Here is a 26,303-nt window from a genome sequence, read left to right on the forward strand (position 1 = left end):
TCAAGCCTCCATCAATTTGCCGGGGCGTGCTGCCATTGATCGAGAATCTGCCGATAGCGTCCATTGCGATGGATGGTTCGCATGCCCTGTTCGAAGCGTTCGACCAACCGCGTCGCATCGGGTTGGTGGCGCGAGACGCTCAAGTACAGCTTGGGGCGGTGCAGGGTCGCTACTGCCACGAACTGCCCCTGCAGCTCGGGGTTCTCGCGAAACAGCGCCTGGGCGGTGCCGCGGTAGGCTGCGACGAAATCGACCCGGCCATGCTGCAGCATCAGAAAGCCGCTGAGGTCACGGCGCACCGGCACGCGAATCACCTGCGGATCGTCATCCAGGCGTGGCCCGTACTCGTAGCCGATGGTCACCGCGACCTTGCGTCCGCGCAGCTGCTCCAGGCGTTCATCGGGGACGCTCTCGCGTGGTGCCCAGAGCAGGATGTCATCACTGAACAGCGGTTCCCGCGGGATCAGGAAATCACTGTCGATGCGCTGGTCCGGTGAGGTGTTGAAGCATGCCGCCAGTTGGCCGTCGTGAGCCATTTGCATGCAGCGGGAATAGGGGTAGGGAACCAGCTCGATGGGCGTATCGGCAGCCGCGAAGGCTGCCTTGACGATATCCACCGACATGCCCTGAATCTTGCCGTCGCGGTAGGCGGTGTACGGGTACCAGTCGTCTTCTGCACCGATGCGCAGCGCTTCCCGGCTCGATGCGACACCGCTCGCTGCGATCAGCAGCAGCGCAAGGCAGCAGCGGTTGAAGGTGGAATGGCGCATCCGTAGCAGATCCACACGGGCTATCGAGCCACCTTAGCAGTGTGCCGTGCGGCGGAGAAGATGGTCGCTGGTCACTGCTCGGTTTCCGTGAACGCGACGGCGGACAGCTTGGGTAGGCTCAGCTTTCCTCAGGCAGCGTCGGTAGCGCGCGTAGCGCCTGCTCGTAACCTTCGGCATCGAACGGGCGATCCTCGCGCAGCATGGCATCCACTTCGTGGGCGAGCACCATGGCCATCATCTGTACGATTTCTTCGCGCGCGTAGCCCACCAGCGTCAGCTTGTTGAGCACGGATTGGGTGAACGCCGGCTCGCCGGATTCCAGCTGATTCTCGATGGCCTCAACCAGCGCATGCTCGGTGAAGGTGTCGTCGTCGTGCTCGTCGGCAGTGCTCATGGTGCAGGTCCGCATTGGCTGGAAAGAGCCTTCAGTTTGACAGTGCCCGTTCGCGCTCGCCACGCGAAATGCGCTGTGTGCCATTCAATTCCTATAATATGGGAGTTTGTTTCGCATATTGAGAATTGCGAAAAAGCGGATTAGAGTCCAACGCCAGGAGAGTCCCATGCCCGATAAAAACAACAATCAAGCACCCACGGGTGCCCAGGCGCTGTTCAGAGGCCTGGCCGTGATCGACGCCGTTGCCCAGGGTGCCAGCAGCCTGGTCGACATCGGCGCGACCATTGGCTGTACACGCAGCACCACCCATCGGCTGATCGCCGCGCTGGTGCAGGCCGGCTATCTGCGTGGCATTGGCGGTAGCGCCGGTGGCTACCAGCTCGGTCCCAAACTCATCGAACTCGGCTACAAGGCCCGCGCCCAGATGCCCCTGGCCAACGTTGCACGGCCCCATCTGGAAGCGCTGGCGCGGCTCACCCAGGACACCGTGCACCTGGGCGTGCGCGACGACGGTGATGTGCTGTACATCGAGAAGCTACCGAGCAGTCGCGGCCTGGAAATGCGCTCGCGAATCGGCCTGCGCATGCCGCTGGCGCTGACCGGCATCGGCAAGTCGCTGATGCTCGACCTGCCCGAGGCGCAGTGGCAGGAGCTCTACCAGCAGGGCCTGCAGCGTCGCGCCGGGCAGTCTGGGCTGCGCGAGGAATTCACGCCCTGGGACGACTTCCGCGGCCTGATGAGCGGCTATGCCGAGGGCGGTTTCAGCTTCGATCTGGAGGAGAACGAACTGGGTGTGCGTTGCGTCGCCGCCCCCGTGCGTGATGCCAGTGGACAGATCGTTGCCGCGTTGAGTGTCGCCAGTGCCATCCCTTACATGCCGGAAGCGCGCCTGCACGAGCTGCGCCCGGACGTGATCGCCTGTGCCATCGCCATTTCCCGAGAACTGGGCTGGAGTGCCTCATGAGCGAACGCCTCGCGCCTGCGCTGATCGCCCTCGACTGGGGCACCTCATCGCTACGCGCCTATCTGCTGGGTGAAGGCGGCCGGGTGCTGGCCGCCCAGAGCCGTCCCTGGGGTATTCAGCACACGCCGGATGGCGACTTCGCCCGGGCCTATGAAGAGCTGGTCGGAGACTGGTGCCGCCAATGGCCGGGGCTGCCTGCGCTGGCATGCGGCATGATCGGCAGCCGACAGGGGTGGCGCGAGGTGCCTTACGCATTGTGCCCGGCCACTTCCAGCAATCTGGTAGATGGGCTGCTGGCTGTGGATACCGCCTATGGCCCCTTGTATCTGCTGCCGGGTGTGCTCGATGCCAGCGCACTACCCAACGTGATTCGCGGTGAAGAAACCCAAGTGTTCGGTGCTCTGCAACTGGCGCCGGAGCTGCGTGAGCATGCTCTGCTGGTGTTGCCCGGCACCCACAGTAAATGGGTGTCGGTGCGCGACGGCGCGATCAGCCACTTCACCACCCATATGACCGGCGAGCTGTTCGCCGTCTTGCGTGATCACTCGATTCTTGGTCGCCCTGCCCGTGAACAGGGGATCGAACGTAGCGACGAGGCCTTTTGCCGGGGCCTCGACGCCGCCCGGCAGAGTGCCGCCGAGGGTGTTTCCGGACGCCTGTTCAGCACCCGCAGCCTGTTGCTGACCGAGCGCCTGACGGCAGGCGAAAGCCTGGATTACCTCTCCGGGCTGTTGATCGGCGAGGAGCTGCGCAGCGTGCTCGCCAGTCTCGAGGAGCACGCCTGCCCGCCACTGGTACTGATCGGCGATGCGCACCTGTGCGAACGCTATCGCCTGGCCCTTGGGCGCTTTGGCGTGACCGCCGTACGCACCCTGGAAAACGCCGGGGTCACAGGGCTCTGGCACCTGGCCTGCGCCGCCGCGCTTGTCACCGCAACGCCCACCGCCGTTTCGAGGAGTGCTCTGCATGTCTGAATCCTATCTTCAGCAATTGCCACTGATCGCCATCCTGCGTGGCGTCACGCCCGAGGAGATCGTGCCGGTCGGCCTGGCGCTGTATGACGCCGGCTTCCGGCTGATCGAGATTCCGCTCAACTCGCCGCAGCCTTTGCAGAGCATTGGGTTGCTGGCGGCCGAGCTGGGCGAACGCGCGCTGATCGGCGCCGGCACCGTCCTCAGTACCGGGCAGGTCGAGGAAGTGGCCCAGGCCGGTGGCCGGCTGATCGTGTCGCCCAACTGCAACCCTGAGGTGATTCGCGCCACACGCCGTGCCGGGCTGTTCAGTTCGCCCGGGGTGGCCACGCCGAGTGAAGGTTTCGCCGCGCTGGAGGCCGGTGCTCAGGTGCTCAAGCTGTTTCCCGCCGAGCAGTTCAACCCGGCGATCGTCAAGGCCTGGCGCGCGGTGTTCTCGCGCGATATCGCCCTGCTGCCGGTCGGCGGTATCACGCCTGCCGGCATGGCGGGGTACGTGGATGCCGGTGCCAGTGGCTTCGGTCTCGGTTCGGCGCTGTACAAACCGGGCATGAGCGCTGCCGAAGTGGGCGAAAACGGCAAGGCCTTCGTGGCGGCCTGGAGGGCGACGCAGCACTGAGATTCGCCGCACCCGATCAACATGACAGCCGTACTCGACAATAATAAAAGGAGAGCTCGTTATGCTCGTTAACCATGCACCTCGCATGTCACAGTCTTCCACCCTCGGCAAACTGCTGAGCCGCGCCGGCTGCAAGCTGGCTGCACTGACCCTGGCGCTGGGCCTGGCCATGCCGACGCTGGCCGCCGAATGGCCGAGCCGCCCGGTGAGCATCATCGTGCCGGCGGGTGCGGGCGGAGGCTCCGACGGCACCGCGCGAATCCTGTCCAAGTACCTCAAACAGGAACTGGGGCAGCAGTTCAACGTCATCAACCTGGGGCAGGGCGGTGGCGTGGTCGGCATCCAGAAGATCATCACCTCCAAGGCCGACGGCTACACCCTGGGCATCCTGTTCAACTATGCCCACTACAAGGAAATGGGCCAGGCCGACTTCAAGGCCAGTGACTTCACGCCCATCGGCCAGTACAACTTCGACCTGGCCGGTTTCCAGGTCAATACCGACTCCCCCTTCACCAGCCTGCGTCAGGCGCTCGATGCGCTGAAAGCCGACCCCGCCAAGTACACCATCGCCTGTGCCGGCGGTTGCGGCGGCTCCTGGCCGATGGCCGTGGCCGGGTTGCTGGATGCCTGGCAGGTCGATCTGCAGAAGATCCGCATGATTCCCGGCCAGGGCGCCGCTGCGGCAATGCAGGATCTGGCTGCCGGTGGCGTCGACTTCGTGCCGTGCTCGCTGCCGGAGGCCGATGCGCTGCTGCGTTCCAACAAGGTGCGCAGCCTTGCGGTGTTCGGTTCCGAGCGCCAGGCCGCCTACCCGGACGTGCCGACCCTGAAAGAAGAAACCGGTCTGGATCTGGAGCTGGGTTCGTTCCGCGCGCTGGTGGCACCTGCCGGCCTGCCGGACGACATCAAGGTCAAGCTCGAAGCGACCCTGGAGAAGATCTACAACGACCCCGAATGGCGCAAGGAAATGGAGGCCCGCGGCTTCCGTCCGCAATGGCGCAACGCCGAAGCCTTCGGTGAGTACCTGGAGCAGCACACCCGTGACGTCCAGGCGCTGATCGGCAAGCTCAATCCGTAATCGTCGTACTACCCGCCTGCCGGTTTGGCAGGCGCGGTGCAGCGGCGATCATCAGGAGCGCACAGCATGAAATTCAGCGACATCGCCCTCGGGGTGCTCTTCACCCTGCTCGGCCTGGGGGTTCTGCTGCACGGCCAGCAGATGAAGGTTTCACCGTTCTTCCAGTACGGCGCCGGCTTCTTTCCGTCGATCATCGGCAGCCTGCTGGCGGCCTGCGGGGTGATCCTGCTGATCAAGGGCGTGCGCCTGGCGCTGGCTCGACAGGCCGGAGGCTTCTGGCTGGTGCAGGCCGGCCCCTGGCTGCGTGATCGTGAGCGGGTGATCAACATCGTGCTGGTGCCGTTGCTGGTGGTGGCGTTCATCGCAGCCATCGAACGTGTCGGCTTCCTGCTCTGTGGCGTGCTGCTGGTCGGCGTGCTGTGTCAGCGCTTCAGTGGCCGGCCGTTGCTGTCCTGGGTGACGGCGGTGCTGGTCACCCTGTTCCTCTACCTGTTCTTTCAGCAGGTGATGAGCGTGCAGTTGCCCATGGGCTTTCTCACCGATTACCTGGGGGGCTGAACGTGGACGCGATAATCAATGCTTTCGGCATGGTGATGACGTTCGAGGTCCTGGCGGTGATGGTGGTGGCTGCCATCTATGGTCTGTTCGTCGGCGCCATTCCCGGGCTCACCGCTACCATGGCGGTGGCGCTGATGGTGCCGGTGACCTTCTTCATGGATCCGGTGCCGGCGATTTCCGCCATCGTCACCATGGCGGCCATGGCGATCTTCGCCGGCGACCTGCCCGCGGTGTACATGCGCATGCCCGGCACGCCGGCTTCGGCGGCTTATACCGAACCCTGCTACAGCCTGGCGCAACGTGGCCTGGGCGAATATGCCCTGAGCATGAGCGCGGTCAGTTCGGCAATCGGCGGCAGCATCGGCGTACTGGCGCTGATTCTGTTCGCGCCGTTCCTGGCCGAGTTCGCCCTCAACTTCAGTTCGTTCGAATACTTCTGGCTGGCTTGCATGGGGCTGACCGCCGCCATCGCGGTGTCCGACAGCTCACCGGTCAAGGGCGCGGTCTCGCTGCTGCTGGGTTTGCTGGTGGCCAGCGTGGGGCTGGACCCGGTGTCCGGCGAGGCGCGTTTCACCTTTGGCAATGCCGACCTGCTCGGCGGCCTGGGCTTCATCCCGGTGATCATCGGCCTGTTCGCGGTGGCGGAGATTCTGCGTTTCTGCACCCGCAACAGCCGCGCTGGCAATTCCCGGCAGGCCGCGCTGGTAGCGCAGAAACCGATGCTGCTGCAGGCGCTGCGCGACATCTTCAAATACAAGGCGGGCGTCGCTCAGGGGTCGTTCGTGGGCGTGCTGGTCGGCATCCTGCCGGGGGCGGGGGCCGACGTGGCCGCGTACATCTCTTACGCCATGTCCAAGCGTGCTGCGGCCAAACGCGCCACGCCGGACGAGGTCAACATGGCCAAGATCGTTCCGGCTACCGCCGCCAACAACGCGGCGGTGGGTGGCAGCTTCATCCCGGCGACGGTGTTCGGCATTCCTGGCGACTCGCTTACCGCCATCGTCATCGGCGTGCTGTTCATGAAGGGGCTGAATCCGGGGCCGACGATCTTCACCGAGAACGCCGACATGATCAACGCGGTGTTCCTGGCCTTCCTGCTCGCCAACATCCTGCTGATCCCCTTCGGCTTTCTCGCCATCAAGCTGTTCAAGCGCGTGCTGCAGGTGCCGCAGAGCATCCTCATGCCGGTGATTCTGGCGTTCTCCATCGTCGGTGCCTTCGCCGTTGAAAACACCCTGTTCGCCATCGTCACCATTCTCGCCTTCGGCATCGTCGGCTTTCTGATGGAAGAGAACGGCTTTCCGCTGGCGCCGATGATTCTCGGCATCGTTCTCGGGCCGATGCTCGAGGAAACCTTCATCACTTCGATGATGCGCGCCCAGGGCGACCTGATGGTGTTCTTCGAACGCCCGGTTTCCCTGACGCTGGCCATCATCACCCTGTCGCTGTGGATGCTGCCGCTGCTGCTGCGCGTGCTCAAGCGCCGTGCCGGCGTCCCTCCGCAATCACCTGCTCACCGCAAAGAGGAATGTACCCAATGACCTTCAATGACCTGCGCGGCAAGCGCGTGCTGATCACCGGCTCCACCCTGGGCATCGGCCTGGCCACCGCCCGGGCCTTCGCCAAGCTTGGCGCCCATGTCGGCATCACCGCGCGCAATACGCCGGACAACCTCGACGCGCTGCTCAGCGAGCTGTCGGCCGATGGTGGCCAGGCCGCCTTCTTCGCCGGTGATCTCGGCAAGACCGATGCCTGCGTGGCCACCGTCGCGGCGTTCGTCGAGCGCTTCGGCGGTATCGACGTGCTGATCAACAACGCTGGCGCACTGCTGGAGCGACGAGGTTTGGAGAACATCGATGACGTCTTCTTCGACGCCATGACCGACGTCAATCTGCGTTCGGCACTGATGGTCACTCGTGAAGCCATCCCGCATCTGCGCGCCTCGGCCAGGGCCAGCGGGCAGAGCGCGGCGGTGATCACCACCGGCTCGATCGCCGCACATGGCGGCGGCGGCCCGGGCGCGAGCCTGTATGCGGCCGCCAAGGCCTGGCTGCACAACATTCAGCGCAACTGGGTGCGTGAATTCACCCCGGCCAATATCCGCTTCAACATCGTCTCGCCGGGCACCGTGGACACCGCCTTCCATGCCGACAAGGATGATGCTGCCCGCGCTGCGGTGAGCACCACCATTCCCATGGGCCGTTTCGGCACTCCGGAGGAAATGGCGCCCTCGTACCTGTTTCTCGCGTCCCATGCGTGCAGTGGTTACATCACCGGTCAGGTGCTCGACGTCAACGGCGGGCAGGCGATGCCATGAATGTGCCGATCGCATTCGCCCCAGGGGTGTTGAGCTATGGCGCGCCCATCGGCCTCGCGCAGGCTCGGCAGGTTGCCGCGGCTGCGGAGCGGGAGGCGCTCGCCAACGGCTGGCCGATGGTGATTGCCGTGGCCGACAGCGGGGGGCATCTGGTGCTGCTGCACAAGCTCGATGAAGCGGCCCTGGGCAGCGTCGAGGTAGCGATCAAGAAGGCCTCCACCGCTGCGCTGTTCAAGCGCTCCACCAAGGGCTTCGAAGAGACCCTGGCGACCGGTGGTGCGGCACTGCGCCTGTTGTCGATGCACAACGCCATTCTGCTGGAGGGTGGGGTACCGCTGGTGCAGAACGGCAAGGTCATCGGTGCCATCGGCGTGTCGGGCATGCACCCGACCCAGGACGGGCAGGTGGCGCAGGCCGCAGCTGCTGCGCTGGAGTAGCTGCAGCGCCCGCGCATGCGAGGTGCGCGGGCGTAGCGGCATCAGGCGCGGTTGGCGATCTTCTGCAGGTTCTCGTGGATCTTGAACAGCACGATCATCAGCTCGCACCAGATACGCGCGCCGATGGCGCCGCCGATCAGGGTGCCGAGGCCGCCGAGGAAGCTGCCATAACCGCTGAACATCATCGTCAGGCCACTGATCGCCACGCTGAGCAGCAACAGCCAGTAGACGAAGGTGATGATTTTCGGGGTGAGCATCGCGTCGAAGAAGAACAGGTTCTTCATGGTGTAACTCCAGTCCATGGTAGGGGTTCCCGGGCGCCGAGCCCGAGGCGGCGGGAGAGTAGCAGGCCAGAGCGGTCGCAGCCAGTTGGCCTGGAGCGCTCGTGGTAAAGCGCCTGAAATGAGGTTAGCGTGCTCGTCCCGGCTGTCTATCAGAGGATACCTATCCATGCTCAGGCTCCACGGTTTCGCCGTCAGCAACTACTACAACATGGTCAAGTTCGCGCTGCTGGAGAAGGGGCTGCCCTTCGAAGAGGTGCGTGCCTACGCATCCCGTGACGAGGCCTTTCTGAGCATCAGTCCGCGCGGCAAGGTGCCGGTGCTGGAATGCGACGAGGGCTTCATCAGCGAGACCGCCGCGATTCTGGAGTACCTCGAAACCTTGGGGCAGGGCACCGCGTTGCTACCGCGGGGTGCGTTCGAGCAGGCCAGGGTGCGCGAGCTGGCCAGGCACATCGAGCTGTACATCGAGTTGCCAGCGCGATACTGCTACGCCCAGGCGTTTTTCGGTATGCAACTGGACCCGGCGATTCTCAACAAGGGCCGCGAGGAATTGCTCGCCGGTATCGACTCGCTCAAGCGCCTGGGCAGGTTCGCGCCTTATGTGGCCGGTGAACACCTGAGCCTGGCCGACCTGTACTTCCTGTACAGCATCGACCTGGCGGCTGGGGTGGCGCACAAGCTGTTCGCGATCGATCTGCTCGGCGATTTTCCCGAGGCTGGCGCACTGCTCGAACGTTTCGCCACGAACCCCCATGTCCAGCGCATAGCGGCTGACAAAGAGGCGGCGTTCGGGCCGTTCATGGCGCACATGAAGGCGCGCCTGGCTGGCTGATCAGCTGGCGGCGAAGCGGGTCAGCGCGTCTCCGGTCAGGCGGTAGCCGATCCACTCGTTCTGGGGTTTGGCGCCGATGGACTCGTAGAAGTCGATGGCCGGTTGATTCCAGTCCAGTACCGACCATTCGAAGCGACCGCAACCACGCGCCACCGCCAGCTTGGCCAGGTGGCGCAGCAGCGCCTTGCCGGCGCCGACACCACGTTGCTGCGGGGTGACGTAGAGGTCTTCCAGGTACAGGCCATGCCTGCCCAGCCAGGTCGAATAGTTGAAGAAGTACACGGCGTAACCGATAGGCTCGCCGTCCAGTTCGCAGATCAGACCATGGGCGGTGCCGCCGTCGGCGAACAGGCTGTTTTCGATACCGGCGACATCGGTCTTCACTTCATGCTCGGCCTTTTCGTAGATGGCCAGGTCGGTGATGAAACGCAGGATCAGGGCGGCGTCTTCGCGTACCGCGGGGCGAATGTTGAGTGGCATCTGGTGCTTCCGCAAGAGTGAATGGGGTTATCGAATGGGGACGTCAGCCGGCACGCTGCTCAGAAAGCGTTCGATGGCCTGGCGTGAATCCAGGCGCAGGTAATGACGATGAGCCGGGGCGTTGCGCATTTCCTCGCCGTAACGCTGGCGATAGGTCGCGTGGCGTGTCCAGGCCCAGGCGAGGATCGACTGCTCGGGCTTGAGGCTGAACAGGTTGCTCCAGCGCTCACGATTACCGTTCCACAGGGGCTGACGCAGGGTCAGGCGTCTTAGCGTGCGCGGGATCAGCTGGCGCATTACCGCCGCTCGGGGCAGGTCCAGCCAGATCACCGTGTCCGCTCGTGCCAGAATGTGTGGGCGCACGGCCGAGTAGTTGCCCTCCACGACCCAGCCGTCACCTTGCAGGGCGTCGGCTACGGCGTGCTGGAACTGTTCGGTGGGCAGCGGCTGCCAGCCGGGCTGGTGGAACAGGCCATCCAGCTCGACATGACGGTAGCCCAGGCGCTGCGCCAGGCGGCGCGATAGCGTGGTCTTGCCCGCGCCCGAACAGCCGACCACCGAAATACGCCGGCCGGGTACCCAGGCCTCCATCAGCGCGAAGCGAGCAGGGCTCTGCCGCGCTCCACAGCCAGGCGTACCTGGCGCGGTGCGGTACCGCCGATATGATCACGGGCGTTCACCGAGCCTTCCAGGGTCAGCACGGCGAACACATCCTGTTCGATCTGATCGCTGAAACGGCGCAGTTCTTCGAGGCTCATCTCGGCCAGATCCTTGCCGCTGTCCACGCCGTATTTCACGGCATGGCCGACGATTTCGTGGCAATCGCGGAATGGCAGGCCCTTGCGTACCAGGTAGTCGGCCAGGTCGGTGGCGGTGGAGAAACCACGCAGGGCCGCTTCGCGCATGATGGCGTGCTTGGGCTTGATCGCCGGAATCATGTCGGCGAAGGCACGCAGCGAATCGCGCAAGGTGTCGGCGGCGTCGAACAGCGGTTCCTTGTCTTCCTGATTGTCCTTGTTGTAGGCCAGCGGCTGGCCTTTCATCAGGGTCAACAGGCCGGTCAGGGCGCCGAACACGCGGCCGGTCTTGCCACGCACCAGCTCGGGAACGTCCGGATTCTTCTTCTGCGGCATGATCGAGGAGCCGGTACAGAAACGATCCGGCAGATCGATGAACTGGAACTGGGCACTGGTCCACAGCACCAGCTCCTCCGAGAAGCGCGACAGGTGCATCATCGCCACGGACGCGGCCGCACAGAATTCGATGGCGAAGTCACGATCCGACACGCCGTCCAGCGAGTTGCCGCCCACGGCGTCGAAGCCGAGCAGTTCGGCGGTTACTTCACGCTGGATCGGGTAGGTGGTGCCCGCCAGTGCGGCGCTGCCCAGGGGCATGCGGTTGGTGCGCTTGCGGCAATCGACCAGGCGCTCGTGATCGCGGCTGAGCATTTCGAACCAGGCCAGCAGGTGGTGGCCGAACGTCACGGGCTGAGCGGTCTGCAAATGGGTGAAGCCAGGCATGATGGTCTCGGCTTCTCGCTCGGCCTGCTCCAGCAGGCCCTGCTGCAGGCGGGTGATTTCGGCGAGGATCAGGTCGATCTCGTCACGCAGCCACAGGCGGATATCGGTGGCCACCTGATCGTTGCGCGAACGGCCGGTGTGCAGCTTCTTGCCGGTCACACCGATGCGGTCGGTCAGGCGCGCTTCGATGTTCATGTGCACGTCTTCCAGGTCGACGCGCCAGTCGAACTTGCCTGCCTCGATTTCGCCCTGGATCTGGGTAAGGCCTTCGATGATCGCGTCGCGCTCGGCGTCGGTCAGTACGCCCGCCTTGGCCAGCATGGTGGCGTGGGCGATGGAGCCCATGATGTCGTGGCGATACAGGCGCTTGTCGAATTCCACCGAGGCGGTGAAACGGGCTACGAAGGCGTCGACGGGCTCGCTGAAGCGGCCGCCCCAGGACTGATTGGTTTTTTCGTTGCTCATGGTCTGACTCGGCTGTATGCAGGTGCGGACGGGCCGGAAGTTTCCGGCACGACGGAAAAGTCCGCTGATGATAACAGACACGTCGGCCTGCGCAGCGGCCTGCTCGAGTGTCGTCTGGATCACATTTTCTCCCGCCAGCAGGCATTTCGGTGGGTTATTTCGCCCGCTTGCGATGGGCTCTCTTGCCCGCGTCGAAGCGCGCGCGGAAACTGCGCCGATGGATAAGAATCTGAACATCTCGAAACCCGCGGGGCCCAACGATTTCTTCGTGCCGGAGCTGTGTCAGCCCGAGGCGCTGCTCACCACCGTGCTGCTCGCCGAACTGCTGGTGCTGGTGCTGGTACTCGCCGAGCCGATGCTGCCCGGTTTCGACTGGGGCCGTCTGGCGCTGACTTCGCTGTTCGTGCAGTGGATCGTGCTGCTGTCATCGGCGCTGCTGTGCCGCTTGCGGCCGCTGCTCGCGCGCTTGCAGGCCATGTGGGCAGGGGCGGCCTGCTGCGCCCTGGTCATCGGCCTGACGCTCGGCTGCACGGCGGTAGCCGATTATTACGACCTCGGTGGTCCGCTGCCCCATGACGGCGAAGTGAACCTGTACCTGCGCCATGCCCTGATCAGCATGATCATGTCGGCGTTGCTGCTGCGCTATTTCTATCTGCAGAGCCAGTGGCGACGTCAGGAGCAGGCCGAACTGCGCGCCCGCATCGAATCGTTGCAGGCGAGGATCCGTCCGCATTTCCTGTTCAACAGTTTGAACAGCATCGCAAGCCTGGTTGTCACAGACTCTGTCAGGGCGGAACAGGCCGTGCTGGATCTTTCCGACCTGTTCCGGGCTAGCCTGGCCAGGCCCGGTACCCTCGTAAGCTGGAGTGAGGAACTGGAGCTGGCGCAGAGATACCTGTCGATCGAGCACTACCGGCTCGGCGAGCGACTACAGTTGCAGTGGGAGGTGGATGATGTCCCCGCTGATTTACCCATTCCTCAGCTGACCCTGCAGCCGCTGCTGGAGAATGCATTGATCTACGGTATCCAGCCACGTATCGAAGGGGGACTGGTGCAGATCTCAGCCAATTACATCGATGGTGTGTTCCATCTCAGCGTCAGCAATCCATACGAGGACGGCGGCAAGCCTCTGGCTTCGCGCGGAACCCAACAGGCGCTGGCCAATATCGACGCGCGTCTTGCGGCACTTTTCGGTCCGCAGGCCAGTCTCAGCGTGGAGCGTCGTGATGGCCGTCACTACACCCGTCTTCGCTACCCATGCGCAAGACTCATGCAGGAAGCCAGATCATTATGAATGTCTTGATCGTCGATGACGAACCCCTTGCCCGAGAGCGCTTGAGCCGTATGGTTGCCGCGCTGGAGGGTTATCGTGTTGTCGAGCCCTCTGCAAGCAACGGTGAAGAGGCACTGGCTCTGGTCGAGAGTCTCAAGCCCGATGTGGTGCTGCTCGATATCCGCATGCCCGGCCTCGACGGCCTGCAGGCCGCTGCCCGCCTGTGTGAGCGCGAGGCGCCACCTGCGGTGATCTTCTGTACGGCTCATGACGAGTTCGCCGTGGAGGCGTTCCAGGTTAGCGCCGTGGGCTATCTGGTCAAGCCCGTGCGCCCCGAACTTCTCGAGGACGCGTTGAGAAAGGCCGAGCGCCTGAACCGTGTCCAGCTCGCTGCGTTGACCCGCCCTGCCGCAGAAAGCGGCGTCGGTCCGCGCAGTCACATCAGTGCGCGTACTCGCAAGGGTATCGAGCTTATTCCCTTGGATCAGGTCATCTACTTCATCGCCGACCACAAGTACGTGACCTTGCGCCACGAAGGGGGCGAGGTCTTGCTGGACGAGCCGCTGAAGGCGCTGGAAGACGAATTCGGCGATCGTTTCGTGCGTATTCACCGCAATGCGCTGGTGTCGCGTGAACGCATCGAGCGCTTGCAGCGCACGCCGCTGGGGCACTTTCAGCTCTATCTGAAAGGGCTCAATGGTGATGCGCTGGTGGTCAGTCGTCGTCACGTGGCGGGTGTGCGCAAGATGATGAATCACATCTAGGGCGCGCACCGGGGCGACGGGTCGCACCTGGCTTCGGGCTGGCGACCCGCGAGCCTGTTATCATCGGTGGCAATCGTTTTTCTGGAATTGCCCCATGCCCCGCGAGATTCGCATCGCTACCCGCAAGAGTGCCCTGGCCCTTTGGCAGGCTGAATACGTCAAGGCTCGTCTCGAACAGGCCCACCCGGGGTTGCTGGTGAGCCTGGTGCCGATGGTCAGCCGGGGTGACAAACTGCTCGATGCACCGCTCGCGAAGATTGGTGGCAAGGGGCTGTTCGTCAAGGAACTGGAGACCGCGCTGCTGGAGGACCAGGCCGATATCGCCGTCCATTCGATGAAGGATGTGCCGATGGACTTTCCCGAGGGCCTCGGGCTGTATTGCATCTGCGAGCGCGAAGACCCGCGCGATGCCTTTGTCTCCAACCACTTCGACAGCCTCGACGCATTGCCCCGGGGCAGCGTGGTCGGCACGTCGAGCCTGCGTCGTCAGGCGCAGTTGCTGGCGCGTCGGCCCGATCTGAAAATCCAGTTTCTGCGTGGCAACGTCAACACCCGTCTGGCCAAGCTGGATGCCGGTGAGTACGACGCCATCATCCTCGCCGCTGCCGGCCTGATTCGCTTGGGTTTCGAGGCCCGTATTCGCGATTCCATCGCCATCGAGCACAGCCTGCCTGCTGGTGGTCAAGGTGCGGTCGGTATCGAATGCCGGGTTGGTGATGCCGAGCTGCAAGCCCTGCTGGCCCCGCTCAATCACGTCGAGACCGCGCTGCGAGTCACTGCCGAACGGGCCATGAACAAGCGCCTCAATGGCGGCTGCCAGGTGCCTATCGCCTGCTACGCGATTCTTGAAGGCGAGCAACTGTGGCTGCGCGGTTTGGTCGGTGAGCCCGATGGCAGCAGTTTGCTGCGTGCCGAGCAGCGCGGTGGCGCGGAGGATGCCGAGCGCCTGGGCATCGAGGTCGCCGAAGCGCTCCTTGCCCAGGGGGCTGGCGAAATTCTGCAGGTCATTTACGGCGAGGCTGCTGGCGAGTGAGCGGCTGGCGTCTGCTGCTGACGCGCCCTGAGCAGGAATGTCAGGCGCTCGCTAAGGCGCTCGCCAGTGAGGGCGTCCATGGCGCCTGCCTGCCGCTGCTGGATATCGAGGCGCTGCCGGAGACCCCGGAGCAGAGTGCGCTCATCTGTGACCTGCACCGCTACACTGCGGTCATCGTGGTGAGCAAGCCGGCTGCCCGCTTCGGTCTCGACCTGCTCGATCGCTACTGGCCACAACCGCTGGCCGATCAGCCCTGGTTCAGCGTGGGAGCGGGAACCGGACAGATTCTCGCCGACTACGGGCTACCGGTAACCTGGCCCGGTGATGGTGATGACAGCGAGGCCCTGCTGGCCTTGCCCGAGCTGCGGGCCGCGCTGCAGGATGCACTGTTTCCTCGGGTATTGATCATTCGTGGCGAGGATGGGCGCACCCTGTTAGCCGAGCAATTGCGGGCTCAGGGCGTCGAGGTCGACTACCTGCCGGTCTATCGGCGAGTGCTGCCGGGTTATCCTGTTGGCACCCTGCAGCGGCTATTTCAGGTGGAACGCTTGAATGGCGTGGCGGTCAGCAGTGGGCAGGGCCTGATGCATCTGCGCCAGCTGGCGGCGGATGACTGGCCGCAGCTGGCGCAACTACCCGTGTTCGTACCCAGTCCGCGAGTCGCCGTCATGGCCCGTGAATTGGGTGCGTCGAATGTTGTGGATTGCCGTGGTGCTGATACCGCGGCGTTGTTGGCGGCCTTGCGTGCGCAGGCTTCGCCCGACTTGTGAAGCAAAGGATGGATACGTGAGCGAAGCGACTACCCCGAAAGAGCAGGAGCAGCCTGCACAACCCGCCCTCGAATCTTCTCCGGCTGCCGGCGAAGCCAGGCCCGCCTCGCGGGGCTCTGCGCTGGCCGCGGTGGCCTTGCTGGTCGGCGCGATAGGCGTTGGTGTCGGTGGCTGGAGTGTCTGGCAACTGCGCGCCTTGCAGACCGACGCCCAGCAACAGTCGGGGCAGCTCGAAGAAGCTCGCAGCCAGACCCAGGCGCTGTCGCAACGTACCAATAGCCTGGACAACCGTTTTGGGCAGTTGCCGACCGTCGAGGAGCTCGAAGAGCGCCGTCGCCTGGTGGCCCAGTTGCAGGGCGATCAGCAATTGCTCAATCAGCGCCTGGAAACCGTGCTGGGCGCCAGCCGCCAGGATTGGCGCCTGGCCGAGGCCGAACATCTGCTGCGTCTCGCCAGTCTGCGCTTGTCCGCTTTGCAGGACACCAACAGCGCGACAGCGCTGGTCCAGGCGGCCGACGAGATCCTTCGCGATCAGGATGACCCGGCGGCATTCGCAGCCCGAGAGCAACTGGCCAGGAGCCTCGAAGCCCTGCGTTCGACCGATAACCCTGATCGCACCGGCTTGTTCCTGCAACTGGGCGCCCTGCGCGAGCAGGCATCGCAACTGAACTCGCTGAATCCGAAATTCGTGGCCGATGGTGGTGTGCTCGGCGAGCTGGCTGCAGACAGCGAGCCAGGCACCTGGTGGAGTCACGGTCTGCAGACGTTGTCGCAGTACTTCCGTCTCGATTTCAATGCCGATCAGAACATCCGCCCGCTGCTCGCCGGGCAAAGCCTGACCCAGGTACGCCTGGCGCTGAGTCTTGCGCTCGAGCAGGCGCAATGGGCCGCGCTGCATGGCGAGACCCAGGTCTATCGTCAGGCGCTGCAGCAGGCTGGCGAGGTACTGGACGCCAACTTCAATCGTGACAATCCCGACAGCCGCGCCCTGCGCACGCGGGTGGGCGAGCTGGTCGACAAACCCGTCGAAGTCGAGGTGCCCGAGCTGACTCAATCCCTCAATGCGGTGCAGGCCTACATCGAGCACAAGCAATCGGCTCGTGAGCGTCTCAAGGACGCCCCCACCGATGAGGCAACTGGCAACGAGGAGGGGCGCCCATGAAGCGCGTTTACCTGCTGCTGCTCGCCCTGGTGGTGATCGGTGGCCTGGCGCTGCTTGGCCTGGCCATTTCCGAACACAAGGGCTATGTGCTTTTTGCTTACCAGGGTTTCCGCTACGAGTCGACGCTGTGGGCGTTCGTGCTGCTGATCGTGGCGGTATGGCTGACGCTGTGGCTGCTGCGCCTGGTCATGCGGGCGCTGTTGACCTCGCTTGGGCTGGTCAATCCCTGGTCACGCCTGCACCGTGAACGCCGTGTGCGCAGTGCCTCGGAACATGGCTTTCAGGAACTGATCGAGGGCCGCTGGGCCAAGGCCCAGACGCATCTTAGCCGCATTGCCCGCAATGAGCCGCGTCCGTTGATTCACTACCTGGGGGCTGCCCGTGCCGCCAACAATCTCGAGCACTACGAGGAAAGTGATGCGCTGCTGGCCGAGGCGCTGGAGCGTCAGCCGAATGCCGAACTGGCCATCGCCCTGACCCATGCCGAGCTGCAGCTGGCGCGTGGGCAAGTGGAGACCGCCCAGGAAACACTGCAAGTGATGCAGGAACGTCATCCGCGAAACCCGCAGGTGCTACGCCAATTGCAGGATCTGTACGTGATGCGCGGCGACTGGCAGGCACTGCTCAAACTGCTGCCGGTGTTGCGCAAGGAGAAGGCGCTGGCGCCTGCCGAGTTGATGATGCTTGAGCGTCGTGCCTGGCGCGAATACCTCACCGGCATAGACCTGAACGCTGCCGATGAAGGCGCGCTGCCCTCTCTGGCCCAGGCCTGGGAACGGCTGTCACCCAACCTGCGCGGCGAACCCGAACTGCTGGCCGTGTATGCCGATCGTCTGCGTGTGCGGGGGGGCGAGCCCGGTGCCGAGGAGTTGCTCAACAAGGCACTGAATCGCGAATACGACAGTCGCCTGGCGCGCCTCTACGGACTGCTGCATGGGCGCGATCCGGCCCGCCAACTGCAAGCCGCCGAAGGCTGGCTGAAGCAGCACCCCAATGATGCCGGATTGCTGCTCACCCTTGGCCGCCTGAGCCTGCATAACCAGCTGTGGGGCAAGGCCCGCGACTACTTCGAGAGTAGCCTGACCCTGGAGCGGCATCCGGAAACCTGTGCCGAGCTCGCACGGCTGCTCGCGCAACTGGGTGAAGTGGAACGCAGTAACCGCTTGTTTCAGGAAGGCCTCGGCCTGCTCGATCACCGCCTCAGTGGGCAGGCTGTCGGTGTTCCCGCCGTCGCTGCCGCCGAGCCACAGGCCGTGCGCCCTGCGCGCTGAACCGTGAAGACGCGCGCCGGCGCCGCTCCGGCGTTTATGACGAAGCGTCTTGAAGCCTTGGGTGAGGGGGCATACCCTGAGCGAAATGAGTGTTCGGACTGCAATACGAATCATGCTAGTGTCCGGACTCGGCTGCACGTTCAGGGATCAGGCGTGACGCTTTCGTCGTTGTCGGTGCACGAGCATGGCTCACACCAGAGCGGCAGCAGGTGAATGCTGTCGATAGGGCGATCAGCCAACTTCCGATTCGGGGCTCCGACGATTTGCTGAACGATAGTCGTTGCCCGGATGCCTACAGGAAATACCGATAAGGGAGGGAGATCACCATGCTCGAGAGTTGCCAGAATGCACAGGAGCGGTGGGGCGGCGTACACCTGTTGATCGATCGCTGGTTGCAGGAGCGCGCTGAACTGATCAAGGCTTATGCGGCCATCGATGATGTCAGCGACAAGGTGGTGATGCAGCGTTTCTGCGAGATCCTCGTCGACTACGTTTCTGCCGGGCATTTCGAGGTCTACCAGCAGCTTACCGAAGAGGCCCGAGCATTCGGTGACCAGCGCGGTCTCGAGCTGGCCAAGCAGATCTACCCGCGCCTCGAAGTGATCACCGAAGCCGCACTGGCGTTCAATGATCGCTGTGATGAAGGTGATTGTGGCGATGTCGAGGCGGTCAGTGCCGAACTCAAACGCCTCGGGCAGATGCTGCATGAGCGCTTCGAACTCGAAGACTGTCTGATCGAAGTGCTGCACACCGCTCACCAGCAGCAGGCCACCGCCGCCGCTGTATGACGCTCAACGCCGCGCGAGTTCGCGGCGTTTCAGTCTCCTCCGAGTCCGTGTGCGGATGCCCGCTCCGGTTGCTGTACGCATGTGCTTGCAAAGCACCTCTAGCGGGCGCAAATTCACAGGTCTAGTATGGCTTCATCTCATCCGCCAGGAGGCGCGTCATGTCGGCCACGAAAAACGTGAAAAAGAAATCGGTCACCACTCCGCTGCACCTGCTTCAACAGCTTTCCGGAAGTTTGCTCGAGCATCTCGAAAGTGCCTGCTCGCAAGCTTTGGTCGACGCTGAAAAAGTGCTCGCCAAGCTGGAGAAGCAACGCGGTGCTGCACAGGAAAAACTGCACAAGGCTCGCGGCAAACTGCAGGCCTCCGTTGCTGCAGGCAAAGCCAAGGCTCAGGCCAAGGCCAAGTCCGCTGTCAGCGAGCTGGAAGGCGTACTGGATGGCCTACAGGCCCGTCAGAGCGAAACCCGTCAGTACATCGTGCAGCTCAAGCGTGATGCTCAGGAAAGCCTGAAGCTGGCCCAGGGCGTCGGCAAGGTCCGTGAAGCTGCCAGCAAGGTTCTGGCCACTCGCAGCAAGACCCCGGCCAAAGTTGCCGCTGTCAAGCCGGCTGCCAAAGCCGCCACTAAGCCAGCTGTTGCCAAGCCAGCTGCCAAGGCCGCTGCGAAACCTGCCGCTGCCAAAGCCGCCGCTAAACCCGCTGCCACCAAGCCTGCTGCCAAAGCCGCCGCGAAACCTGCTGCCGCCAAGCCGACCGCTACAGCCGCTGCAAAACCCGCTGCTGTCAAGCCAGCCGCTAAAGCCGCTGCGAAACCTGCTGCCGCCAAGCCAGCCGCTAAAGCCGCTGCAAAACCTGCTGCTGCCAAGCCAGCCGCTAAAGCCGCTGCAAAACCTGCTGCCGCCAAGCCAGTTGCTAGCACCGCTGCGAAACCTGTTGCTGCCAAGCCGGCTGCTAAAACCGCTGCAAAACCTGCTGTAGCCAAGCCGGCTGCAAAACCAGCCGCCAAGCCAGTTGCAAAACCTGCACCAGCAGCCAAGCCTGCACCTGTTGCCAAACCGGCTGCCAAAGCACCGGCGAAACCGGCAGTGGCCAAACCCGCGCCCAAGCCGGCCGTCACTGACAAACCGGCTGCTGCAGCCCCTGCTGCAGGCAAGCCTGCCAGCGAGAGCCCGGTTCCAGCGCCGGCAGCGAGCAATGCCAATGGTGTAACCCCGCCTAGCGCCAGCTGATTCAGCTGCCTGAAAGCCTGCGAGCGCTCCCTCTCGGAGCGTTCGCGGGCTGTCTCCCGCGAGTGCACGGCTCGCATCGATTCACTGCCGCACCCCTTGTCTTGCCTCCCTGCTTTCGACACCTCTCAGCCGCGCCTGCCGGTTGCGAACGTTTCCCTGTTGTCGCTTCCATGTTTCGCAAGCGGCAGGCCACTGGCCTGGATTGGCCATGCCGCGGAACAGCGCGCCAAGAAGCGGGTCAATGAAGGAGTCGAGTTGGTCAACAGGCCAGCCGATGGAGTCAGAAACAGAGTGTCCTTCGTGAAGAACAGGGTCGTCGTGAGTATCGAAAGATCGAGCGGGCCCTGGACCCTGGCGTGGCAGGCGCCCCCAACCGGCTCGGCATTCCCGCGCGACAGGCCCCCCCCAGCCTTGTCTGCTACGCTGGATGAGCTGAGCGCGTTGCTCGAGCACGTCGCGCTTACCCAATAAGGAGAGCAGGATGGCTGTCAAAAAGAAATCCGAGAAACAGACCGGTTCGTGGGTCGGCGAGGTTGAAAAGTACTCGCGGCAGATCTGGTTGGCGGGCTTGGGCGCGTACTCCAAGGTCAGCAAGGACGGCACCAAGCTGTTCGACACGCTGGTCAAGGATGGCGAGAGAGCCGAGAAGGCCGCCAAGAGCGATGCAGGCGAGCAAGCAGAGGCAACGAAGCCTGCCAGATCCCGTGTCGATGAGGTCAAGGACAGGGCAATCGGCAAGTGGGGCGAACTCGAGGAGGCTTTCGACAAACGTCTCAACAGTGCCATCTCGCGCCTGGGTGTGCCGAGTCGCAGCGAGGTCAAGTCGCTCAGCGACAAGGTCGAGTTGTTGACCAGGCAACTGGAGGCATTGACCGGCTCGTCCACGAAGGCAGCGGCCAAACCGGCTGCCAAGTCTGCTGCTGCGAAGCCGTCCAGCAAGCCTGTCGCTACCAAACCAGCTGCCGCTGTGAAACCGGCGGCGGCGAGCAAAGCGGCCAGCAAGCCTGCGGCAAAAGCGCCTGTGAAGCCAGCCGCCAAAGCGACAACGGGCAAAGCTGTCGCGGTGCAGAAGGCGCCTGCTGGCAAAACGGTAGCCGCCAAGCCAGCGGCTGCCAGCAAGAGTTCCGCCAAACCTGCTGCCAAGCCCGCTGCGAAAGCTGCGCCTGAACCTGCTGCCAAGCCGGTACGCAAGCCGGCAGCGAAGAAGCCCGCGGCGGCCAAGCCTGCGCCTGTCAGCACACCGACGCCTGCTGCCTCGCCGGCAACCGCTACAACGCCAGTCTCAGGCAATCAGTCCTGAGGTCGTACGCGGTCACGACAACGCCCGGCCTTGTGCCGGGCGTTTTCGTTGCAGCAGGAAAATAGCTGCGCCAGATCGTTACGGATGACTGCGCCTCAGAGCATCAGGCGCACGACCGACTCATCGGGGTCGCGGGATTTGCCCGCTGCGGCGAGTTCGGCGAGATAGTCACGCCAGAGTTCGTCGTGGCGCAGCGCCAGTTGATGGAGGTAGTCCCAGCTGAACAGGCCACTGTCGTGGCCGTCGTCGAAGGTCAGTTTGAGGGCGTAATTACCGGCAGGCTCGATGCCGATCAGCGCGACATTCAGCTTGCCCGTCTGCAGAATCGGTTTGCCGTGCCCCTGCACCTCGGCCGAAGGCGAATGCACGCGCAGGAACTCGGCCGGCAGCCTGTAGCTATCATTGCCGTATTGCAGTTCCAGCGTGCGGGAAGCCTTGTGCAGCTTGATCGAGGTGGGGATAAGCATGACGCAAGCTCCACGCGGCAGGCTCCAAGCTGCAAGAAGAGCCTGAGTGAAGGGGCTTCTGACTTGCAGCTTGCAGCTTGCGGCTGCTCTTAGAGGATGTAGCGTGACAGATCTTCGTCCTGAGCCAGCTCGCCGAGGTGGCTGTTGACGTAGGCCGCGTCGATACGGATGACCTCGCCATTCTGCTGGCCGGCCAGGTCACCGGCACTGAAGGATACCTCCTCCAGCAGGCGTTCCAGCAGCGTATGCAGGCGACGGGCGCCGATGTTTTCGGTCTTCTCGTTGACCTGCCAGGCGATTTCGGCCAAGCGCTTGATGCCGTCTTCGGCGAACTCCACGCCCAGGCCTTCGGTCTGCAGCAGTGCCACATACTGCTCGGTGAGCGATGCATGGGGCTCGCTGAGGATGCGTTCGAAGTCTTCCGGCGACAGCGCCTTGAGTTCGACACGGATCGGCAGGCGCCCCTGCAGCTCCGGCACCAGATCGCTCGGCTTGCTGAGGTGGAAGGCGCCGGATGCGATGAACAGGATGTGATCGGTCTTGACCATGCCCAGCTTGGTGTTGACGGTGCAGCCCTCGATCAGCGGCAGCAGATCACGCTGCACACCCTCACGGGAAACGTCGGCACCACCGGCATTGGCGCGCTTGGCCACCTTGTCGATCTCGTCGATGAACACGATGCCGTGCTGTTCGACGGCCTCCAGGGCCTTGGCCTTGAGTTCTTCCTCGTTGACCAGGCGCCCGGCTTCCTCTTCGCGCACCAGCTTGAGGGCGTCCTTGACCTTGAGCTTGCGGCTCTTCTTCTTGCCCTTGCCCATGTTGGAGAACAGGTTCTGCAACTGGCTGGTCATTTCTTCCATGCCGGGCGGCGTCATGATCTCGATACCGGCAGGGCTGTCGGCCACTTCGATCTCGATTTCCTTGTCGTCCAACTGGCCTTCGCGCAGGCGCTTGCGGAACAGCTGGCGAGTGTTGGAATCGTTGCCCGACGCCGCTTCCTCGGCGAAACCGCTACGTGCCGGTGGCAGGAGGGCGTCGAGAATGCGATCTTCGGCAGCGTCTTCGGCGCGGTGGCGCACGCGGACGATTTCCTGTTCGCGCAGCAGCTTCAGTGCGGCATCGGCCAGGTCGCGGATGATCGATTCGACATCGCGGCCGACGTAGCCGACTTCGGTGAACTTGGTCGCTTCCACTTTCAGGAAGGGCGCATTGGCCAGTTTGGCCAGGCGCCGGGCGATTTCGGTCTTGCCGACGCCGGTTGGGCCGATCATCAGGATGTTCTTGGGCGTCACTTCGGCACGCAGCTCGGCCGGCAACTGCATGCGCCGCCAGCGATTGCGCAGGGCGATGGCCACGGCGCGCTTGGCGTCGTCCTGGCCGATGATGTGGCGGTTGAGTTCGTGGACGATCTCGCGGGGTGTCATGGACATGAGCGGGCTCCGATCAGGACTGGCCTAGATGGCCGAGTCCAGCTCCTCGATGGTCAGATTCTGATTGGTGAAGACGCAGATGGATCCGGCGATCTTCAGCGCGGTTTCGGCGATCTCGCGGGCGTCGAGGTCTTCGCTGCCTTTCTGTAGCAGTGCGAGCGCCGCAGCCTGGGCGAAGCCTCCACCGGAGCCCATGGCGATCAGGCCGTGCTCGGGTTCGACTACGTCACCGTTGCCGGTGATGATCAGCGAAGCGTCCTTGTTGGCCACGGCCAGCATGGCTTCCAGGCGGCTCAGAGAACGGTCGGTACGCCAGTCCTTGGCCAGCTCCACGGCGGCGCGGACGAGATGGCCCTGATGCCTTTCGAGCTGGGACTCGAAGCGCTCGAAGAGTGTGAAGGCATCGGCAGTGGCACCGGCGAAACCGGCGATGACCTGACCGTGGTACAGGCGGCGGACTTTCTTCGCGTTGCCTTTCATCACGGTATTGCCGAGGGAAACCTGGCCGTCGCCGCCCATGACGACTTTGCCGTGGCGGCGGACTGAAACGATGGTGGTCAAGGGGAGAGTCTCCACGCTGCGGGGCAAAATGGCCCTGGTAAACTCTCAGATGGGGTGCCCGCCGCGGCTTTTCAACCGGCAGCGGGTTAAAGAGTGATCAGCGCAGCTGGCGTTGTTGCAACAGCAGATTGCCAAAGCCGCCGGCCGCCAGGGACTTCTGCGCACCGGCCAATTGCTCGCGGTTGGCGAAGGGCCCGACCAGCACGCGGTGCCAGGTCTTGTCTGCCACCGTGCCGGACTCTACACGCACGTTCTGGCCGAGCAGGATGATCTGCGCCCGCATGCTTTCGGCCTTGTCCTTGCTAGGGAACGAGCCGGCCTGCAGGAAGAACTGCGTTGTCAGCGGCGCCTGAGCGGATTCCGCCGGTTTGACCACGGGGGGCGGTGGCGGTGGCGTTTCGCCGTTGAGGGCTGCCTGGGCGCGAGCGGCGTCGATCTTCGCCGCTTCTTCGGGAGTGACCGGCTTCTGCTCTGGCGTCGGGGTGGTGGGCGGCGGCACGGCATCAGGTGGCACGATGACTTCCGATTCCGGCAGCAGGGTGTAGAAGTCGTATTTGGGCTTGCCCGGTTCCTGGCTGGTCGCCGACGGCGTCGCCTTGGGCGTGTTGCTGGCGCGCTCCGGCTGCGGTTTTTCACGCTTGATCGCATCGCTGCCCGGCTGCAGGTTGAACAGCAGCATGGCGAACACGCCAACCACCAGGCCGCAGGCCAGCCAGATCCAGCCCGGTACCGGGCGTTTGCTCGGGGCCTTGTAACGGCTGGCGCCGCGTTTCGGGGCGGGCTTCTTGCGGGCTGCCACTTACATGCGCTCCAGAGTTTCCAGGCCGAGCAATTGCAGGCCTTGTTTGAGTGTGCGGCCGGTCAGCGCGGCAAGGCGCAGGCGGCTCTGGCGGGTGGGCTCGTCTTCGGCGCTGAGCACCGGGCAATGCTCGTAGAAACTGGAGAACAGCCCGGCAACGTCGTACAGGTAGGTGCACAGCACGTGCGGCGTGCCCTTGTCCGCGACGCTGCCCAGCACCTCGCCGAACTGCGCGAGTTTGCCGGCCAGTTCGATTTCCTGTGGCGCCTGAAGTTCGATGCGGCCGTCGAGCTCTTCGACGCCTTTGCCCAGTTTGCGGAAGATGCTTGCCACACGGGTGTAGGCGTAAAGCAGGTAGGGCGCGGTGTTGCCCTCGAAGCTGAGCATCAGCTCGAAGTTGAAGCTGTAGTCGCTGGTCCGGTGCTTGGACAGGTCGGCGTACTTCACCGATGCAATGCCCACGACACGGCCAATTTCACGCAGTTCGGCTTCGTCGAATGGCGTCTCACCCTTTGCCGCGCGCTGGTCGTTGCGCTCCTTGACCAGCTCGTAGGCACGGACCTCGGCTTCGTCGAGCAGGTCGATGAGCTTCACCGTGCCGCCATCGCGAGTCTTGAACGGGCGGCCATCGGCGCCGTTCATGGTGCCGAAGCCCATGTGTTCGAGTTGCATGCCCTCATGCACGAAGCCGGCACGGCGCGCGACTTCGAAAGCCATCTGGAAGTGCAGGGCCTGACGCTGGTCGACGAAGTACAGGGCGCGGTCGGCCTTGAGCTGCTGACTGCGGTAGCGCATGGCGGCCAGGTCGGTGGTCGAGTACAGGTAGCCGCCACCGGCCTTCTGCACGATCACCGGCAGCGGGTTGCCTTCGGCGTTCTTGTAGTCGTCGAGGAAGACGCACTGGGCGCCGTTGTCTTCGGTCAGCAGGCCTTTCTCGCGCAGGGCTTCGATCACCCCTGGCAGCTCCGTGTTGTAGGCGCTTTCGCCCATGACGTCGGCCGGCGTCAGTTTGACGTTGAGGCGGTCGTAGGCCTTCTGGCAGTGGCTCAGGGAGATGCTGTTGAAGCGATGCCACAGGCGCATGCACTCCGGCTCGCCGGCTTGCAGTTGGACGACCAGGGCACGAGCGCGCTCGGCGAACTCGGTGGATTCGTCGAAACGCCTCTTGGCAGCGCGATAGAAGCCTTCAAGATCAGCCAGCTCGCTTTCTGCAGCGGCAGGATTCTCTTCCATGAAGGCCAGCAGCATGCCGAACTGGGTCCCCCAGTCGCCCACATGGTTCTGGCGGATCACGTCATCGCCGAGAAACTCCAGCACTCGTGCCACGGCGTCGCCAATGATGGTCGAACGCAGGTGCCCAACGTGCATTTCCTTGGCCAGGTTGGGCGAGGACAGGTCGACGACCACGCGCTCGACGGGGCCGGCCTTGCGTACGCCGAGACGATCGTCAGCCAGCGCGTCTTCCAGGCGCTGCGCCAGCGAGTCGCTGTTCTGGAAGAAATTGAGGAAGCCCGGGCCGGCGATTTCGACCTTGCTGACCTGTGAATCGGCAGGCAGCGCGTCGATCAGTTTCTGGGCCAGGTCGCGGGGCTTCATCGCCGCGGGCTTGGCCAGCATCATGGCGATGTTGCTGGCGAAGTCGCCGTGGGTCTTGTCGCGGGTGTTCTCCACCTGGATCGTCGGGCTCAGGCCTTCGGGCAGAACGCCTTCGGCGGTCAGGCGGGTAAGGGCTTGCTGGATCAGGTGGCGAATACTGTCTTTCATGGTCTG

At 63.9% G+C, this 26,303-nt stretch carries 29 protein-coding genes; 18 read left to right on the forward strand and 11 right to left on the reverse strand.

Annotated elements, in window-relative coordinates:
• Positions 1–11: 11 nt before the first annotated feature.
• Both QRN22_RS07045 and QRN22_RS07050 read right to left on the reverse strand, forming a co-directional pair.
• The gene (locus QRN22_RS07045; protein ID WP_042552383.1) at positions 12–770 is read right to left on the reverse strand and encodes a substrate-binding periplasmic protein; all 759 of its coding nucleotides are present in this window, start codon (positions 768–770) and stop codon (positions 12–14) included.
• A 118-nt stretch (positions 771–888) separates the two neighbouring features.
• Complete coding sequence (locus QRN22_RS07050; RefSeq protein ID WP_042552518.1) at positions 889–1,164, reverse strand: hypothetical protein; 276 nt, start codon at positions 1,162–1,164, stop codon at positions 889–891.
• Between the two features lie 166 nt (positions 1,165–1,330).
• Between QRN22_RS07050 and QRN22_RS07055 the strand changes: the two genes are divergently transcribed.
• The 8 genes from QRN22_RS07055 (at position 1,331) to QRN22_RS07090 (ending at position 8,108) form a co-directional block, all read left to right on the forward strand.
• Positions 1,331–2,128: an IclR family transcriptional regulator gene (locus QRN22_RS07055; protein WP_042552382.1), complete on the forward strand. Its 798-nt coding sequence runs from the start codon at positions 1,331–1,333 to the stop codon at positions 2,126–2,128.
• Positions 2,125–3,102: a 2-dehydro-3-deoxygalactonokinase gene (locus QRN22_RS07060; RefSeq protein WP_042552381.1), complete on the forward strand. Its 978-nt coding sequence runs from the start codon at positions 2,125–2,127 to the stop codon at positions 3,100–3,102. Before QRN22_RS07055 ends, QRN22_RS07060 begins: the two co-directional genes overlap by 4 nt.
• A complete protein-coding gene (locus QRN22_RS07065) occupies positions 3,095–3,718 on the forward strand; it encodes a 2-dehydro-3-deoxy-6-phosphogalactonate aldolase (RefSeq protein WP_042552380.1) in 624 nt (207 codons plus the stop codon). Before QRN22_RS07060 ends, QRN22_RS07065 begins: the two co-directional genes overlap by 8 nt.
• An 85-nt stretch (positions 3,719–3,803) precedes the next feature.
• Positions 3,804–4,796 (forward strand): Bug family tripartite tricarboxylate transporter substrate binding protein, encoded by a 993-nt coding sequence (locus QRN22_RS07070; protein ID WP_042552379.1) that lies wholly within the window; start codon positions 3,804–3,806, stop codon positions 4,794–4,796.
• Between the two features lie 66 nt (positions 4,797–4,862).
• Positions 4,863–5,354, forward strand: a complete 492-nt coding sequence (locus QRN22_RS07075; RefSeq protein WP_042552378.1) for a tripartite tricarboxylate transporter TctB family protein — start codon at positions 4,863–4,865, stop codon at positions 5,352–5,354.
• Positions 5,355–5,356: 2 nt separating this feature from the next.
• Positions 5,357–6,895: a tripartite tricarboxylate transporter permease gene (locus QRN22_RS07080; RefSeq protein ID WP_285401939.1), complete on the forward strand. Its 1,539-nt coding sequence runs from the start codon at positions 5,357–5,359 to the stop codon at positions 6,893–6,895.
• Complete coding sequence (locus QRN22_RS07085) at positions 6,892–7,671, forward strand: SDR family NAD(P)-dependent oxidoreductase (RefSeq protein ID WP_042552376.1); 780 nt, start codon at positions 6,892–6,894, stop codon at positions 7,669–7,671. Before QRN22_RS07080 ends, QRN22_RS07085 begins: the two co-directional genes overlap by 4 nt.
• Positions 7,668–8,108 (forward strand): GlcG/HbpS family heme-binding protein, encoded by a 441-nt coding sequence (locus QRN22_RS07090; protein ID WP_042552375.1) that lies wholly within the window; start codon positions 7,668–7,670, stop codon positions 8,106–8,108. The genes QRN22_RS07085 and QRN22_RS07090 overlap by 4 nt, the downstream gene beginning before the upstream one ends.
• Before the next feature lie 41 nt (positions 8,109–8,149).
• Here the strand turns inward: QRN22_RS07090 and QRN22_RS07095 are convergent, their stop codons facing one another.
• Positions 8,150–8,410 carry a DUF4282 domain-containing protein gene (locus tag QRN22_RS07095; RefSeq protein WP_231570111.1) on the reverse strand — a complete coding sequence of 87 codons (261 nt, stop codon included), beginning with the start codon at positions 8,408–8,410 and terminating at the stop codon, positions 8,150–8,152.
• Positions 8,411–8,558: 148 nt separating this feature from the next.
• On the opposite strand from QRN22_RS07095, the gene QRN22_RS07100 reads away from it, so the two are divergent.
• Positions 8,559–9,224 carry a glutathione S-transferase family protein gene (locus QRN22_RS07100; protein ID WP_042552373.1) on the forward strand — a complete coding sequence of 222 codons (666 nt, stop codon included), beginning with the start codon at positions 8,559–8,561 and terminating at the stop codon, positions 9,222–9,224.
• Here QRN22_RS07100 and QRN22_RS07105 read toward each other — a convergent pair whose 3' ends face one another.
• Genes QRN22_RS07105 through argH form a run of 3 tightly spaced genes read right to left on the reverse strand, consistent with a single transcriptional unit; the run spans position 9,225 to position 11,689 of the window.
• Positions 9,225–9,704 carry a GNAT family N-acetyltransferase gene (locus tag QRN22_RS07105; protein ID WP_042552372.1) on the reverse strand — a complete coding sequence of 160 codons (480 nt, stop codon included), beginning with the start codon at positions 9,702–9,704 and terminating at the stop codon, positions 9,225–9,227. It lies immediately after the preceding gene.
• A 27-nt stretch (positions 9,705–9,731) separates the two neighbouring features.
• The gene (locus QRN22_RS07110) at positions 9,732–10,295 is read right to left on the reverse strand and encodes a shikimate kinase (RefSeq protein ID WP_042552371.1); all 564 of its coding nucleotides are present in this window, start codon (positions 10,293–10,295) and stop codon (positions 9,732–9,734) included.
• On the reverse strand, positions 10,295–11,689 hold the full coding sequence (gene argH / locus QRN22_RS07115; RefSeq protein WP_042552370.1) for an argininosuccinate lyase: 1,395 nt from the start codon (positions 11,687–11,689) through the stop codon (positions 10,295–10,297). Before argH ends, QRN22_RS07110 begins: the two co-directional genes overlap by 1 nt.
• A 217-nt stretch (positions 11,690–11,906) precedes the next feature.
• On the opposite strand from argH, the gene QRN22_RS07120 reads away from it, so the two are divergent.
• The 9 genes from QRN22_RS07120 (at position 11,907) to QRN22_RS07160 (ending at position 21,276) form a co-directional block, all read left to right on the forward strand.
• The gene (locus tag QRN22_RS07120) at positions 11,907–12,983 is read left to right on the forward strand and encodes a sensor histidine kinase (RefSeq protein WP_042552369.1); all 1,077 of its coding nucleotides are present in this window, start codon (positions 11,907–11,909) and stop codon (positions 12,981–12,983) included.
• Positions 12,980–13,726: a LytR/AlgR family response regulator transcription factor gene (locus QRN22_RS07125; protein ID WP_042552368.1), complete on the forward strand. Its 747-nt coding sequence runs from the start codon at positions 12,980–12,982 to the stop codon at positions 13,724–13,726. Before QRN22_RS07120 ends, QRN22_RS07125 begins: the two co-directional genes overlap by 4 nt.
• A 94-nt stretch (positions 13,727–13,820) precedes the next feature.
• Entirely contained in the window at positions 13,821–14,759 is a 939-nt protein-coding gene (hemC, locus tag QRN22_RS07130; protein WP_042552367.1) for a hydroxymethylbilane synthase, read from the forward strand.
• The gene (locus QRN22_RS07135) at positions 14,756–15,529 is read left to right on the forward strand and encodes a uroporphyrinogen-III synthase (protein ID WP_042552366.1); all 774 of its coding nucleotides are present in this window, start codon (positions 14,756–14,758) and stop codon (positions 15,527–15,529) included. Before hemC ends, QRN22_RS07135 begins: the two co-directional genes overlap by 4 nt.
• 16 nt (positions 15,530–15,545) lie before the next feature.
• Positions 15,546–16,691: a uroporphyrinogen-III C-methyltransferase gene (locus QRN22_RS07140; protein WP_042552365.1), complete on the forward strand. Its 1,146-nt coding sequence runs from the start codon at positions 15,546–15,548 to the stop codon at positions 16,689–16,691.
• The gene (locus QRN22_RS07145) at positions 16,688–17,962 is read left to right on the forward strand and encodes a heme biosynthesis HemY N-terminal domain-containing protein (RefSeq protein WP_042552364.1); all 1,275 of its coding nucleotides are present in this window, start codon (positions 16,688–16,690) and stop codon (positions 17,960–17,962) included. The genes QRN22_RS07140 and QRN22_RS07145 overlap by 4 nt, the downstream gene beginning before the upstream one ends.
• Before the next feature lie 326 nt (positions 17,963–18,288).
• Positions 18,289–18,750 carry an Rsd/AlgQ family anti-sigma factor gene (locus QRN22_RS07150; RefSeq protein WP_042552363.1) on the forward strand — a complete coding sequence of 154 codons (462 nt, stop codon included), beginning with the start codon at positions 18,289–18,291 and terminating at the stop codon, positions 18,748–18,750.
• Between the two features lie 158 nt (positions 18,751–18,908).
• Positions 18,909–19,976, forward strand: coding sequence for an AlgP family protein (locus QRN22_RS07155; RefSeq protein ID WP_285401946.1), 1,068 nt, complete (start codon positions 18,909–18,911; stop codon positions 19,974–19,976).
• Between the two features lie 481 nt (positions 19,977–20,457).
• Positions 20,458–21,276: a phasin family protein gene (locus tag QRN22_RS07160; RefSeq protein WP_042552360.1), complete on the forward strand. Its 819-nt coding sequence runs from the start codon at positions 20,458–20,460 to the stop codon at positions 21,274–21,276.
• Positions 21,277–21,371: 95 nt separating this feature from the next.
• On the opposite strand, the gene QRN22_RS07165 is transcribed toward QRN22_RS07160, so the two are convergent.
• From QRN22_RS07165 to argS, 5 genes are all read right to left on the reverse strand, one after another.
• Entirely contained in the window at positions 21,372–21,743 is a 372-nt protein-coding gene (locus QRN22_RS07165; protein WP_042552359.1) for a gamma-butyrobetaine hydroxylase family protein, read from the reverse strand.
• A gap of 89 nt (positions 21,744–21,832) precedes the next feature.
• The gene (hslU, locus tag QRN22_RS07170) at positions 21,833–23,173 is read right to left on the reverse strand and encodes an ATP-dependent protease ATPase subunit HslU (RefSeq protein ID WP_042552358.1); all 1,341 of its coding nucleotides are present in this window, start codon (positions 23,171–23,173) and stop codon (positions 21,833–21,835) included.
• 24 nt (positions 23,174–23,197) lie between these two features.
• The gene (gene hslV / locus QRN22_RS07175) at positions 23,198–23,734 is read right to left on the reverse strand and encodes an ATP-dependent protease subunit HslV (protein ID WP_042552357.1); all 537 of its coding nucleotides are present in this window, start codon (positions 23,732–23,734) and stop codon (positions 23,198–23,200) included.
• A gap of 97 nt (positions 23,735–23,831) precedes the next feature.
• Positions 23,832–24,533, reverse strand: coding sequence for an SPOR domain-containing protein (locus QRN22_RS07180; RefSeq protein WP_042552356.1), 702 nt, complete (start codon positions 24,531–24,533; stop codon positions 23,832–23,834).
• Complete coding sequence (gene argS / locus QRN22_RS07185) at positions 24,534–26,297, reverse strand: arginine--tRNA ligase (protein WP_042552355.1); 1,764 nt, start codon at positions 26,295–26,297, stop codon at positions 24,534–24,536.
• Positions 26,298–26,303: the final 6 nt, after the last annotated feature.

This window comes from Pseudomonas sp. MEJ086 (assembly GCF_030209025.1).
Classification (GTDB): Bacteria; Pseudomonadota; Gammaproteobacteria; order Pseudomonadales; family Pseudomonadaceae; genus Aquipseudomonas; species Aquipseudomonas fulva_A.

Excerpts from the sequence above, each read along its gene's own strand:
- QRN22_RS07045 (WP_042552383.1), bottom strand. The coding sequence starts at position 770 with ATGCGCCATTCCACCTTCAACCGCTGCTGCCTTGCGCTGCTGCTGATC.
- QRN22_RS07050 (WP_042552518.1), bottom strand. The coding sequence starts at position 1,164 with ATGAGCACTGCCGACGAGCACGACGACGACACCTTCACCGAGCATGCG.
- QRN22_RS07055 (WP_042552382.1), top strand. The coding sequence starts at position 1,331 with ATGCCCGATAAAAACAACAATCAAGCACCCACGGGTGCCCAGGCGCTG.
- QRN22_RS07060 (WP_042552381.1), top strand. The coding sequence starts at position 2,125 with ATGAGCGAACGCCTCGCGCCTGCGCTGATCGCCCTCGACTGGGGCACC.
- QRN22_RS07065 (WP_042552380.1), top strand. The coding sequence starts at position 3,095 with ATGTCTGAATCCTATCTTCAGCAATTGCCACTGATCGCCATCCTGCGT.
- QRN22_RS07070 (WP_042552379.1), top strand. The coding sequence starts at position 3,804 with ATGTCACAGTCTTCCACCCTCGGCAAACTGCTGAGCCGCGCCGGCTGC.
- QRN22_RS07075 (WP_042552378.1), top strand. The coding sequence starts at position 4,863 with ATGAAATTCAGCGACATCGCCCTCGGGGTGCTCTTCACCCTGCTCGGC.
- QRN22_RS07085 (WP_042552376.1), top strand. The coding sequence starts at position 6,892 with ATGACCTTCAATGACCTGCGCGGCAAGCGCGTGCTGATCACCGGCTCC.
- QRN22_RS07090 (WP_042552375.1), top strand. The coding sequence starts at position 7,668 with ATGAATGTGCCGATCGCATTCGCCCCAGGGGTGTTGAGCTATGGCGCG.
- QRN22_RS07095 (WP_231570111.1), bottom strand. The coding sequence starts at position 8,410 with ATGGACTGGAGTTACACCATGAAGAACCTGTTCTTCTTCGACGCGATG.
- QRN22_RS07100 (WP_042552373.1), top strand. The coding sequence starts at position 8,559 with ATGCTCAGGCTCCACGGTTTCGCCGTCAGCAACTACTACAACATGGTC.
- QRN22_RS07105 (WP_042552372.1), bottom strand. The coding sequence starts at position 9,704 with ATGCCACTCAACATTCGCCCCGCGGTACGCGAAGACGCCGCCCTGATC.
- QRN22_RS07110 (WP_042552371.1), bottom strand. The coding sequence starts at position 10,295 with ATGGAGGCCTGGGTACCCGGCCGGCGTATTTCGGTGGTCGGCTGTTCG.
- argH (WP_042552370.1), bottom strand. The coding sequence starts at position 11,689 with ATGAGCAACGAAAAAACCAATCAGTCCTGGGGCGGCCGCTTCAGCGAG.
- QRN22_RS07120 (WP_042552369.1), top strand. The coding sequence starts at position 11,907 with ATGGATAAGAATCTGAACATCTCGAAACCCGCGGGGCCCAACGATTTC.
- QRN22_RS07125 (WP_042552368.1), top strand. The coding sequence starts at position 12,980 with ATGAATGTCTTGATCGTCGATGACGAACCCCTTGCCCGAGAGCGCTTG.
- hemC (WP_042552367.1), top strand. The coding sequence starts at position 13,821 with ATGCCCCGCGAGATTCGCATCGCTACCCGCAAGAGTGCCCTGGCCCTT.
- QRN22_RS07145 (WP_042552364.1), top strand. The coding sequence starts at position 16,688 with ATGAAGCGCGTTTACCTGCTGCTGCTCGCCCTGGTGGTGATCGGTGGC.
- QRN22_RS07150 (WP_042552363.1), top strand. The coding sequence starts at position 18,289 with ATGCTCGAGAGTTGCCAGAATGCACAGGAGCGGTGGGGCGGCGTACAC.
- QRN22_RS07155 (WP_285401946.1), top strand. The coding sequence starts at position 18,909 with ATGTCGGCCACGAAAAACGTGAAAAAGAAATCGGTCACCACTCCGCTG.
- QRN22_RS07160 (WP_042552360.1), top strand. The coding sequence starts at position 20,458 with ATGGCTGTCAAAAAGAAATCCGAGAAACAGACCGGTTCGTGGGTCGGC.
- QRN22_RS07165 (WP_042552359.1), bottom strand. The coding sequence starts at position 21,743 with ATGCTTATCCCCACCTCGATCAAGCTGCACAAGGCTTCCCGCACGCTG.
- hslU (WP_042552358.1), bottom strand. The coding sequence starts at position 23,173 with ATGTCCATGACACCCCGCGAGATCGTCCACGAACTCAACCGCCACATC.
- argS (WP_042552355.1), bottom strand. The coding sequence starts at position 26,297 with ATGAAAGACAGTATTCGCCACCTGATCCAGCAAGCCCTTACCCGCCTG.